At 58.5% G+C, this 12,079-nt stretch carries 9 protein-coding genes and 1 pseudogene; 7 read left to right on the forward strand and 3 right to left on the reverse strand.

The features are described 5' to 3' along the window. Positions 1 to 3: 3 nt before the first annotated feature. Both GWQ29_RS18720 and GWQ29_RS18725 read right to left on the reverse strand, forming a co-directional pair. Positions 4 to 1,203 carry a cytochrome c gene (locus GWQ29_RS18720; protein ID WP_275920054.1) on the reverse strand — a complete coding sequence of 400 codons (1,200 nt, stop codon included), beginning with the start codon at positions 1,201 to 1,203 and terminating at the stop codon, positions 4 to 6. Beyond that, complete coding sequence (locus GWQ29_RS18725; RefSeq protein WP_275920055.1) at positions 1,200 to 3,125, reverse strand: NAD(P)/FAD-dependent oxidoreductase; 1,926 nt, start codon at positions 3,123 to 3,125, stop codon at positions 1,200 to 1,202. Before GWQ29_RS18725 ends, GWQ29_RS18720 begins: the two co-directional genes overlap by 4 nt. A 606-nt stretch (positions 3,126 to 3,731) precedes the next feature. On the opposite strand from GWQ29_RS18725, the gene cyoA reads away from it, so the two are divergent. From cyoA to GWQ29_RS18760, 7 genes and pseudogenes are all read left to right on the forward strand, one after another. Next, positions 3,732 to 4,757: a cytochrome o ubiquinol oxidase subunit II gene (gene cyoA / locus GWQ29_RS18730; RefSeq protein ID WP_080937866.1), complete on the forward strand. Its 1,026-nt coding sequence runs from the start codon at positions 3,732 to 3,734 to the stop codon at positions 4,755 to 4,757. A gap of 3 nt (positions 4,758 to 4,760) precedes the next feature. Further along, positions 4,761 to 6,737 (forward strand): cytochrome o ubiquinol oxidase subunit I, encoded by a 1,977-nt coding sequence (gene cyoB, locus GWQ29_RS18735; RefSeq protein ID WP_113720184.1) that lies wholly within the window; start codon positions 4,761 to 4,763, stop codon positions 6,735 to 6,737. Positions 6,738 to 6,741: 4 nt separating this feature from the next. After that, positions 6,742 to 7,356: a cytochrome o ubiquinol oxidase subunit III gene (locus GWQ29_RS18740; protein WP_005312702.1), complete on the forward strand. Its 615-nt coding sequence runs from the start codon at positions 6,742 to 6,744 to the stop codon at positions 7,354 to 7,356. After that, positions 7,357 to 7,689 carry a cytochrome o ubiquinol oxidase subunit IV gene (locus GWQ29_RS18745; protein WP_005312705.1) on the forward strand — a complete coding sequence of 111 codons (333 nt, stop codon included), beginning with the start codon at positions 7,357 to 7,359 and terminating at the stop codon, positions 7,687 to 7,689. An 11-nt stretch (positions 7,690 to 7,700) separates the two neighbouring features. Next, positions 7,701 to 8,594 carry a heme o synthase gene (gene cyoE, locus GWQ29_RS18750; RefSeq protein ID WP_219597586.1) on the forward strand — a complete coding sequence of 298 codons (894 nt, stop codon included), beginning with the start codon at positions 7,701 to 7,703 and terminating at the stop codon, positions 8,592 to 8,594. Positions 8,595 to 8,607: 13 nt separating this feature from the next. After that, positions 8,608 to 8,709 (forward strand): annotated as a pseudogene (locus tag GWQ29_RS18755) (protoheme IX farnesyltransferase); the annotation flags it as partial. A gap of 166 nt (positions 8,710 to 8,875) precedes the next feature. Continuing rightward, positions 8,876 to 10,237, forward strand: coding sequence for an MFS transporter (locus GWQ29_RS18760; RefSeq protein WP_058394266.1), 1,362 nt, complete (start codon positions 8,876 to 8,878; stop codon positions 10,235 to 10,237). A 78-nt stretch (positions 10,238 to 10,315) separates the two neighbouring features. Here the strand turns inward: GWQ29_RS18760 and GWQ29_RS18765 are convergent, their stop codons facing one another. Continuing rightward, a complete protein-coding gene (locus GWQ29_RS18765; RefSeq protein ID WP_275920056.1) occupies positions 10,316 to 12,034 on the reverse strand; it encodes an alpha/beta fold hydrolase in 1,719 nt (572 codons plus the stop codon). Between the last annotated feature and the right edge of the window lie 45 nt (positions 12,035 to 12,079).

The following is a 12,079-nucleotide window of genomic DNA, read 5'->3' on the forward strand; positions in this document are numbered from 1 at the left end:
GTGCTACTCGTGCAGCTCGCGCTGGGCCTTGACGGCTGCCGGTTTGATGGCGGCTCCTTCATTGCCCCAGGAGGCGCGCAGCGTATTGGCCAGCTCGGCCATCTGCTCGTCGTTGAGGGTCCAGCCATAACCCGGCATGTGGTAGCCGAGATGGCCCTGGGTGATCGGGGTCTCGGCGCCGTGCAGCAGCACGTTGAGCAGGCTGGAGGGGTCATCGGCCAGCACAGTCTGGTTACCCACCAGTGAAGGAATGACGTGGTCATTGCCCTCACCGTTGACCCCGTGACAGGTCGAGCAGTACATGGCGTAGTCTGCCTTGCCGCCCGCGCTGGCGTAGGCCCGGTTGCCCTTGCTCACCGGCGTGTCGTCACTGAGCTCGGTGAGATAGGTGGCGATGCTGGCCAGATCGGCGTCGCTGAAGTACTGACTGCTGTGAGTGATCACTTCCGCCATGGGGCCAGAAACGGCCTGATGCTGGCTGAGGCCGGTTTTCAGCAAATCGATGATCGCCTGCTTGTCGTACCGGGCACCGCGGATATTGGGGGCATACCAGCCATCGAGCGTTGCACCGCTCAGATAGAGGGGGTCTGCCTCGGTCAGGGCCTTTTCCTGCATGCCGAGCCCGCGCGGGGTGTGGCAGCTGCCACAGTGACCGGCACCCTGCACCAGATAGGCGCCACGATTCCACTGCTCGCTCTTGCCCGCTACCGGGGTGAAGCGACTGTCATCGTGATAGAGCCAGTTCCAGCCCATCAGCGGCCAGCGCATATTGAGCGGCCAGGGGATGTCGCTATCCTTGTTGGCCACCGCCAGCGGGGGAACCTCCTTCATCAGGTAGTGATAGAGATTTTCAAGATCCTTATCGCTCATCTTGGCGTAGGCAGTGTAGGGCATGGCCGGATAGAGCCGATGACCATCCCGGGCCACCCCTTCGCGCATCACCTTGATGAACTCCGGCAGGCTGTAGTTGCCGATGCCGTGGGTCTTGTCAGGGGTGATGTTGGTGGCGAACACTGTGCCTATGGGGGTCGGGAAGCCCTTGCCACCGGCAAGCGGGGCACTGGCCTCGCTGGTGTGGCAGGCGGCGCAATCCCCCAGCTTGGAAATATACTCGCCCGCCGACATGGCGGAGCCTGCCTGTGCGGGTTGGGCCGCCATGGCTGCCAGCAGGGCGGTGGCGGTCAGTGACAGGGTGCGGATCATTGGGCACCTCCTTTTTGCATGGCGACCAGCTCGTTGACCGCGCGCCAGGCCTGATCGATGGCGGAGTGGGCGTAGGGGCTCCAGTCCGAGTCGGAGTTGGCGATAGTGATGTTGCCGATAGGCTGACGACCCAGCTCAATCCATTTTTCGCACTGCGCTTCGTCATCAAACAGGGTATTGGTGATGTAGGAGTAGCCGTGGGACCAGCGGTTGACCGTGATGACGAGGATGTCCTGCTCATGGTTGAAACCGGCGCTGCCCAGCATTCCCTGCAGTTGTTCGCGGATCATCTGTTCGTGCTGCTCGAACGGCATGCCGAGGATCATGGCGCGTCCCTTGCGGGACTGTTCGCGAGCCGACAGGCCGCTGCCCGGCAGGGTCGGCACATAGACCATGTGCAGGCACATGGGCTGATCCGGATTCTTGGGATGCTCATAGCCGCCGAGGTTGACCGGGTAGTCCAGCTTGACCCGGCTGTAGGGCGCCGCGGGGGAGTAGACCTCGTGCACTCCCAGCTTGACGAAGGATTGCCAGTTCTTGATCACCACCTTGGTGTAGACCAGCGGCGCCTTGGCGTTCTGGCGCAGCGCCTCCTTCTGGGGCTCTGCCATCTCCGGCACCATGTAGGGGATCATCATGTTGTATCCAGCCATGACTGACTGTTTGGCCCGCACCCTATGGAGCTTGCCCTCCTTGATGTAGGTGACATCCACCCCAGTGCTGCCATCGGTGCGGCGGATGTTCTTCGCCTGCAGCGCTGTGCTGCCAAGGCGTAGTTGCACCTTGTGCTCCGGCAGATCGAGCTTGCCGTAGTCAAACTTGGCCAGCACCACATCCTGCATGGTGTGGCCCGGCGCCACCTGCGGGATCAGCTTGCGCACCATCAGGCGGGTGAGGCCGGCGTTGCCATCCGGGAAGTGGAAGATGTAGGGATCGTCCAGCTCCGCCTGCTCCTCGGCATCGAGAGGAGTGAGGTTCATGCCGCCAAAGCCAGGCAGGGCACAGAGGCGCGCATCGGCGCAGGCGGTGGCATCGATACCGACCGCCTGGAAGTCGTTGGTGCGCTGCTGGAAGTAAGTGATTGCACGCTCGCTCAGGCCCACCTTGTCTCGCAGGAAGCTGGTGTAGCTGTTGCGGGTCATCCAGAGATCTTTCTCCTCCCGGCTCATGCCACTGAGGTAGTCGATCTTCTCTTCGTGCAGGGCCAGCAAGGCTGCACGGTCGTGCTCATCGAGCGGGAAGTCACCGATGAATTCGGCCAGGGGGCGGCCGTTGAGGCGATCCCGGGGGATGTCATCGGCCACGTTGTGGCCAGGGTCACCGCTCACCACCTTGTTGACGCCAAAGTGCTTCTCGTCGAAGTAGACGCCGCGGCTCAGGCCCAGATCCGGATAGAAGGTCTGCTGGAAGCCGGCGGCCAGTTCGTCGATGTTCACCTCGAGCGTCTTGAGCAGGCCGAGTGCGATGGGGCTGTAGACGGAGCGCGGCGATTGCAGGGATTCGCTGCCGCCGTAACCCAGTCGCAGGCCATCGGGGGTTGTAAACTCGTTGCGCTTGGCGTGGCCGCCAAAATCGTCGTGGTTGTCCAGCAGCAGGATCTTTTTATCCGCGCCGAGCAACTGTTGATAGAAGCAGGCGGCGGCCAGACCGCTGATCCCGGCGCCGACGATCACCAGATCGTACTCCCCCTCGAGGGGAACATTGGCGAAGTCATACTGCTTGCCGTCGCGGGCTATGCTGTGGGCCGGTTCAAAGGAGCCTGGGTGGTTGCCTCGCAACCCTGTGAGGGCAGGCGGATAGGCAAGCGTCTTGTCGGCCAGCGCCTTGCCGCCCTCTGCCGCCTGCAACAGATTGATGGGGGCGATGCCTGCCGCTATGGTGATGGCTACGCCGTTGAGAAAGTCTCTGCGTGTGATACTCATGGCAATCCCTGTGGTATGAAGAGTCAAATGGGGAATGGGATAGGTCGGTTTCGTCACTGGCTTGGCAACGAAGGGGCGCAACCTAACGCCATATCCGGATGGAGTCCATGGGTTTGATAATAACTTATTAAACAAGATGATGACGGTTGTGATGAAGCAGACCCGATGAAATGCATGAGACAGGTATGTTCAGGAGATAGTCTCACCAAGAGCATGGAATTAACTGGAATGTATTTTGATTAATTAAGGGTCTGTAAGAGTCTTTATATCTGCTTTTTATGTGGTTATTTCCATTGTTGAAAACAGGGCCGCTTGCAGCTGACGTAAATAGAGGGAAAGTCATTTAACCGCATCAAGTAAAGGGTTTAAAGCTGGCTGTTCACTTGCTGAGCTAATTCTGATTGAAATGAAATCAATGGTGCTGGTGAATAATTGCACAGACTTGTGAAAGTGGCGGCTGTCAAGGCATTAACATACATCACAGGTCACCTCCAAACAGAAAACAACTTGCAGATTAATTTCCCACCTTGTTTACATCCATTCTCAATGCAATATAATGATGCGCTTTTTTTATACCTTTACGCCTGCGAATGATGAGGACACTGCATGAGACCTTTTGAATTAAAGAGGGGCTTGGGTGCTTTGCTGTTGATCGCATCGGCCAGCTTGCTGACCGGCTGCGACATGGCGTTGATGAACCCCAAAGGGCAGATTGGTCTGGAGCAGAAATCACTGATATTAACCGCCTTGGGGCTGATGTTAATTGTGGTGATCCCTGTGATTATTATGGCAGTGGTATTTGCCCGTAAATACAGGGCATCCAATACCGACGCCAAATATACCCCGGATTGGTCTCACTCCAACAAGATTGAAGCGGTTGTCTGGACCGTTCCCGTCATTATCGTCGTCATTCTGGCGACCATCACCTGGAAAACGTCCCACGAGCTGGACCCTTACAAGCCGCTCGATTCCGAGGTCAAACCGATCCTGGTTGATGTTATTTCCCTCGACTGGAAATGGTTGTTTGTCTACCCGGAGTTGGGGATTGCCTCGGTCAATGAGTTGGCCTTCCCGGTCAACACGCCGGTGAATTTCCGGGTGACGTCTGACACCGTCATGAACTCCTTCTTCATTCCCAAACTGGGCGGGCAAATTTATGCCATGGCCGGTATGCAGACCAAGCTGCATCTCATCGCCAATGAGGCCGGGAAATATGACGGCATCTCCAGCAGCTATAGCGGTGCTGGTTTCTCCGGGATGAAGTTCAAGGCCATCGCCACGCAGGATCAGGCAGGTTTCGACGCCTGGGTCGCCAAGGTGAAACAGTCACCCAAGCAGCTCACCACAATGGCGGAGTTCGATGCGCTGGCCAAGCCGACCGAATACCATCCGGTGGAGTATTTCTCCAGCGCCGATCCGGCATTGTTCGTCAACCTGATCAACAAGTTCATGGGTGACATGGGCCACGGAGAGCATAAAGGGATGACGCACGGCGAGACCATGGATCACACCACCATGGATCAGCAAACAATGAACCATGACGCCATGGCGCATGACGCACAAATGGATCATGCCGGGCATATGACGATGCCGACGGATGACAACTCTGTGAAAGCGGGATCCGAGGAATAACTGATGTTTGGAAAATTAACGCTCGATGCCATTCCGTACCATGAACCCATCATCATGGTGACTGTGGCCGGTATCATTCTGGGTGGCCTCGGCATTGCCGGGCTGATCACCTATTTCGGCAAGTGGCAGTATCTGTGGAAAGAGTGGTTCACCTCGGTCGACCACAAGCGTCTGGGGGTCATGTATCTGATCCTCGGCATGATCATGCTGCTGCGCGGCTTTGCCGATGCGGTGATGATGCGTACCCAGCAGGTGATGGCCTCGGCCGGTGGCGATGGCATTTTGCCACCCCACCACTACGACCAGATCTTCACCGCTCACGGTGTCATCATGATCTTCTTCGTGGCCATGCCGCTGGTAATAGGTCTGATGAACATAGTGGTGCCGCTGCAGATCGGTGCCCGTGATGTGGCCTTCCCCTTCCTCAACAACATCAGCTTCTGGTTCACCGCCGCCGCCGTTGTGTTGATCAACGTCTCCCTGGCGGTCGGCGAGTTTGCCCAGACCGGCTGGCTGGCGTATCCGCCACTCTCTGGTCTGGAATACAGCCCGGGTGTCGGGGTGGATTACTGGATCTGGAGTCTGCAGATCTCGGGACTGGGTACCTTGCTGACCGGCGTCAACTTCTTCGCCACCATCATCAAGATGCGTGCCCCCGGCATGACCATGATGCGTCTGCCGGTGTTCACCTGGACTGCCTTGTGCGCCAACATTTTGATCATCGCTTCCTTCCCGATCCTGACCGTCACTGTGGCACTGCTCACCGCTGACCGTTATCTCGGCACCCATTTCTTTACCAATGATATGGGTGGCAACATGATGATGTACATCAACCTCATCTGGGCCTGGGGCCATCCCGAGGTATATATCCTGGTACTGCCAGTGTTCGGGATCTTCTCGGAAGTGGTGGCCACCTTCTGCAAGAAGAAGTTGTTCGGTTACACCTCGCTGGTGTGGGCGACCATCGCCATTACCGTGCTCTCCTTCATCGTCTGGTTGCACCACTTCTTTACCATGGGGTCCGGCGCCAACGTGAATGCCTTCTTCGGCATCACCACCATGATCATCTCCATCCCGACCGGGGTGAAGATCTTCAACTGGCTGTTCACCATGTACCGTGGTCGCATCGAGTTCACCTCGCCCATGCTATGGACCATAGGGTTCATCATCACCTTCACCATAGGTGGCATGACGGGGGTACTGCTGTCAGTACCGGCTGCGAACTTCGTGCTGCATAACAGCCTGTTCCTGATCGCCCACTTCCACAACGTCATCATCGGCGGCGTGGTGTTTGGCTGCTTCGCCGGTATCACCTACTGGTTCCCCAAGGCGTTCGGCTTCACCCTGGACGAAACCTGGGGCAAGCGCTCCTTCTGGTTCTGGATTGTCGGCTTCTTCGTGGCCTTCATGCCGCTCTACGTGCTGGGCTTCATGGGCATGACCCGTCGGGTCAGCCAGCAGCTGGATCCGGCCTTCCACCCCTGGCTAGTCGTGGCCGCCGTGGGTGCCGGCCTTATTGCCATTGGCGTCTTGTGCCAGGTGATCCAGGTGGTGGTCAGTATCCGTGACCGCGAGAAGAATCGCGATCTGACTGGCGATCCCTGGGGTGGCCGTACCCTGGAGTGGGCGACCTCTTCACCGCCGCCCTTCTACAACTTCGCCATCGAGCCGACCATCACAGGTCTGGATGCATTCTGGGAAGCCAAGCAAAACGGCACCGCCTATCAGCAGCCCAAGCAGTATGCGCCGATCCACATGCCCAGGAACACAGGGGCGGGTGTCATCATCGCAGGCTTCAGTGCCCTGTTCGGCTTTGCCATGATCTGGCACATCTGGTGGATGGCGATTGCCGCCTTCGTCGCCATGATTGCCACCTGGATCATCCACAGCTTCAACGATGATGTGGACTACTACGTGCAGGTTGACGAGATCGAACGGATCGAAGGTCAGCATTTTGCCAACATCAACAAGGGGGCGTGACGCCATGGCGACCGACGTTCTACATCACACTCACGAGGGTGCCCATGACCATGGGCACCATGATGCCGGAGCCAACAAGGTATTCGGTTTCTGGATCTACCTGATGAGTGACTGCATCCTGTTTGCATGTCTGTTTGCAACCTATGCAGTCCTGGTCAACGGCACCGCCGGCGGCCCCAGTGGCAAGGATATTTTCGAACTGCCGTTCGTGTTTGCCGAAACCATGCTGCTGCTGTTTAGCAGCATCACCTTCGGCTTTGCCATGCTGGCCATGAACAAGGGCCGTGCCGCTGCCGTCAATGGCTGGCTGCTGGTGACCTTTGTGCTGGGCGCCGGCTTCATCGCGATGGAAATCTACGAATTCCATCACCTGATTGCCGAGGGTTATGGCCCGGATCGCAGTGCCTTCCTCTCCGCCTTCTTTACCCTGGTTGGCACTCACGGCATCCACGTGACCAGCGGCCTCATCTGGCTGATCGTCATGATGGTGCTGGTAGCCAAGAAGGGGCTGACTGATCGCACCCGTTCCCGTCTGATGTGCCTGAGCCTGTTCTGGCACTTCCTGGACGTGGTGTGGATCTGCGTGTTTACCGTTGTCTATCTGATGGGAGCAATGTAAATGAGCACTCATAGCGTTGACAATCATGGCGCCAGCCACGGCAGTGCCAAGAGCTATCTGATCGGCTTCGTGCTGTCAGTCATACTGACCGCCATCCCGTTCTGGATGGTGATGGACGGGGGCTTCACCCACCAGACCATGCTGATCACAGTGGTGGCCATGGCGGTGGTGCAGATCTTCGTGCATCTGGTTTACTTCCTGCACATGAACACCTCGTCCGAGGAGCGCTGGAACCTGGTGGCACTGGTGTTTACCGTGCTCATCATCGCCATCGTGGTCGTGGGTTCCCTGTGGATCATGTACAACCTCAACATCAACATGATGGTTCACTGAGCAGGTTGGCAATGATGATGAAGCAATACCTGCAAGTGACCAAGCCGGGCATCATCTTCGGTAACCTCATCTCGGTTATCGGCGGATTCCTGCTGGCGTCCAAGGGGAGCCTGGATGTGCCCCTGTTCATCCTGACCATGGCCGGTGTCTCACTGGTGGTGGCCTCCGGTTGTGTGTTCAACAACTACATAGACAGGGACATCGACTGCATCATGGAGCGTACCAAAAACCGCGCTCTGGTGAGGGGGCTTATCGCCCCCGGCGTCTCGCTCTGGTATGCGAGCGCGCTCGGTGTTGCGGGCATTGCACTGCTCTACTGGGCGGCCAATCCGTTGGCCGCCTTGCTGGCGGTGCTGGGCTTCATTGTCTATGTGGGGGTCTACAGCCTCTACATGAAGCGCCATTCTGTCTATGGCACCCTGGTTGGCAGCCTTTCGGGTGCCGCGCCACCCGTCATCGGCTACTGCGCCGTGAGCGGTCAGTTCGACTCGGGGGCCCTGATACTGCTGGCGATCTTCAGCCTGTGGCAGATGCCGCACTCCTATGCGATTGCCATCTTCCGCTTCAAGGATTATCAGGCGGCCAACATTCCGGTACTGCCGGTGGTGAAGGGCATTTCGGTGGCCAAGCACCACATCACCCTCTACATCCTGGCCTTCATGGTGCCGACCCTGATGCTGTTCCTCGGCGGCTACGCCGGTTACAAGTATCTGATCGTGGCCACTGCGGTCAGCGTCTGGTGGCTGGGCATGGCGCTGTCGGGTTACAAGCAGGCGGTCGATGACTCCCTCTGGGCGCGCAAGCTGTTCATGTTCTCCATCGTCACCATTACTTGCCTGAGTGTGATGATGTCGGTGGACTTCCAGCCGGACGCGACGCCGGTATTGGTGAGCATGCTGCCGTGATCCTGACGCGGACATGTTCTCCATCGTCGTCATCATCTTCACTTGCCTGAGCGTGATGATGTCGGTCGACTTCCAGCCGGACGCCGCGCCCGTGCTGGTGAGCATGCTGCCCTGATAGTGTGAACTGCACCCCTAAATGCATGAAATCCAGAGCCGGGAACCTTCCCGGCTCTGTTATTATGAGGCCCGCCCTCTGGGGCACATTGTCGGCTTTTTCGGGTGTGGCGTGCCTTGTCATCCGCCCCTTTTCTCTTCTCTCTCTTTGACCTATCGAGGCCATCATGAATGATTTCACCATGACGAGGGGCGAGCGCCGCGCCACCTGGGCGCTCGGCTCCGTCTTCTCTTTGCGCATGCTCGGCATGTTTATGGTGCTGCCGGTGCTGACTACCTATGGCATGTCACTGGCCGGCGCCTCCGAAGCCCTGATTGGTCTGGCCATCGGCATCTACGGCATGACCCAGGCGTTGTTCCAGATCCCGTTCGGCCTGCTCTCTGATCGCATCGGCAGAAAGCCCTTGATCGTCGGCGGCCTGCTGATGTTTGCGTTGGGCAGCGTGATCGCGGCACTGACTCACTCCATCTGGGGCGTCATCCTCGGCCGCGCCTTGCAGGGCAGCGGTGCCATCTCGGCCGCCGTCATGGCGCTGCTGTCAGATCTCACCCGTGAGCAGAACCGCACCAAGGCGATGGCTTTTATCGGGGTGAGCTTTGGCATCACCTTCGCCATTGCCATGGTGACGGGCCCCCTGATTACCCATGCGCTGGGGCTCTCCGGCCTGTTCTGGCTGATAGCCTTGCTGGCCCTTGGGGGCATTGGCATCACCCTCTGGCTGGTGCCGACCCCGACCAGTCATCTGCTCAACCGCGAGTCCAGCATGGTCAGGGGAGGGATGCGCACCGTGCTCACCAACCCGCGCCTGCTCAAACTCAACCTCGGCATTTTGTGCGTCCATACCCTGCTGATGTCGAGCTTCGTGGCGTTGCCGCCACTGCTGGAGCAGGCCGGTCTGCCCCGCGACAGTCAGTGGCAGGCCTATCTGTTCACCATGCTGGTCGCCTTTGTGAGCGTGGTGCCGTTCATCATCTATGCCGAGAAGCACCGCCAGATGAAGCGGGTATTCCAGATCTGCGTGCTGGTGATGCTGATCGCCGAAGTGGTGCTGTGGCAGGCCGGGTTGCAGCTGTGGGGCCTGCTCGCCGGGTTGCAGCTCTTCTTTATCGGTTTCAACGTAATGGAGGCGCTGTTGCCATCCCTCATCAGCAAGGAGTCCCCCCCCGGTTACAAGGGCACCGCCATGGGGGTCTACTCCACCAGCCAGTTTATTGGCGTGGCTCTCGGTGGCAGCCTGGGCGGGCTCTTTTATAGCCTGGGAGGCGGTGCACTGGTGTTTGGTTGCTGCGCCCTGCTGGCCCTTATCTGGCTCGGTGTGAGCCTGACCATGCAGGAGCCCCCCTATGTGAGCAGCCTGCGCATCGTGCTGCCGGAAGGTGTGGAGGCGAGTCCGGCGCTGGAGCAGAAGATCCGCGCCTGCGATGGGGTGAGCGATGTGATGCTGGCCAGTGCAGAGCGCTCTGTGTACGTGAAAATCGATGCCAAGCGCCTCACTCGCCAGGATCTGGAGCAGTTGATCGCCGCCTGATCTCTTTGTGCCATCAATAAAGAAGCCCGCCAATTCGGCGGGCTTCTTGTTTGGTTTTTTGTGGGTCAGGGCAAGTGCTCAATCAGCCTTGCAGCTTTGCTCCCGCACCAGTGTTTGCCTGTCGCCCAGCAGCAGGGTGCTGAGGGCCTGATTGGCACATTGGACACTGCCCAGCTGAACATGGAAGTTGCTCTGCTCGACTCTGACCAGACGGGCCACCTGCCCAAAGGCGGCCTGCATCTGGCGCGTATTGCTGAAAGGGGTTATAGGGTCATACTCTGCCCCCAGTACCAGTGCCAATGATCCAGCTGGGAGCGCAATCTCTCCGGCGTCCACAGTGGGAACTGGCTTGCGGGGATAGGGCCAATCTGCACAGGCATGGAAGCTGTTATCCAGCATAAAAGTCCCCGCACCCTGGAAGCTGGCATCTTCCGGATCCAGATCCTGCCAGCGGTAAGATTGGCCGTTGTCGGTGCAGTGAATGGCGGAGAAGAAGGGACCGCCCATGATCTCCTCGTAGGGATTGTTCCCCTCTTGCTCTTTGGCGAGACGAGCCAGCAGTTCGCTGGCATCGTCCTGCAGCCAGAACGCCAGCTGGTCGTAGCCCTCTTGCCCGGTGAGCGCATCTCCCATGACCGCCTCCCACTGCTTGTGATCCAGAGTATTGCCTTGGTTATCGACATACTGGCCCTTGTCGCGCACCTGCCGGGTCACCTCCACGCTGCGTTGCAGCGCCTGGGCGCCAAAGCGCCAGTTGAAGACTCGGCCCGCATTGGCGGCATCCTCCCGGAAGATGGCCGGATAGCGATCCTCGCTCGGAGACATGGAAGAGTCGACGATCACATCGGCCACGTGGTTCGGGTAGCGCTGGGCGTAGAGAGCTGCGAGGCGGGTGCCGTAGGAGAAGGTGAGGGGGGTGATCTTGTCATGCCCCAGGTGTTGGCGCAGGCGATCCATGTCCTGCACTATGGCCTGGGAGCCCAGATGGGGTGCATAACGACGAAATGGCTCGTCGCAGCGCTCCTGTATCAGTTTGCTGAGAGCCTTGCCGTGATCGCCGCTATTGTTCAGTGCCGGCAGGGCGCCCTTGTCCCGTTCAATGAATAATCTGGCGAGCTCGCTTGGGGTCATGTCAGGTTTGACGCCGTTTTTGTCTTTTAGCAGGCAGCTTCTGAGCTCGTGTCCGAGTGCACTGTAACCAGCCCCTCTGGGGTCCATGGTGACGATATCGTAATGTCTGAGAATGTCAGGATCGGCACTGCGCAGCATGTCGAGCAGGGTACCAAGATCCGGGGTGGCCGAGGTGGGGCCGCCCGGGTTGAAAAAGAGGGTGCCGCGATAGTCGCCGCTGGCGCGGTAGTGCACATAGAAGAGATCGATAGTGTCACCCTTGACCTTGCGGGTCTCCTGCTTGACCTGACCCAGGTTGGTGCCGTTTGACCAGGAGGGCGTCGAGAACCGGGTTGTGCTATCTGACCAGGAAGGGGATGAGAAGCGAGTCGTGTTGCCGGAGAGGAAGGAGCTTGCTGTGGTGGGCGCAGGGCGCTTCTCCCATTTGGTCTGTTTGACATCGACCCACTCCTTGTCGTAATCCAGCGGTACTGTCAGGTAGTGGCAACTGAGCTGACTGGCGATGTCATCTTGCTGCCACTCTTGCTGCAATTGGCGACAGATGACACCTGTGTCATAAGCGGCGGTGATATGTTGCCCCTTGAAGGGAGGCTCCTCTTTCTTTTCCAGTTCGCAGCCCGCCAACAGGGTGGGTGCCAGTAGAGAGATCATCAGCGTGTATTTCATCGTTTGTTTCCATCGTATTGCCTGAACAAGCGGATGGTAAGCGAA

Origin of the sequence: Aeromonas sp. 2HA2 (assembly GCF_029237345.1) — a bacterium.
Lineage (GTDB): Bacteria > Pseudomonadota > Gammaproteobacteria > Enterobacterales > Aeromonadaceae > Aeromonas > Aeromonas salmonicida.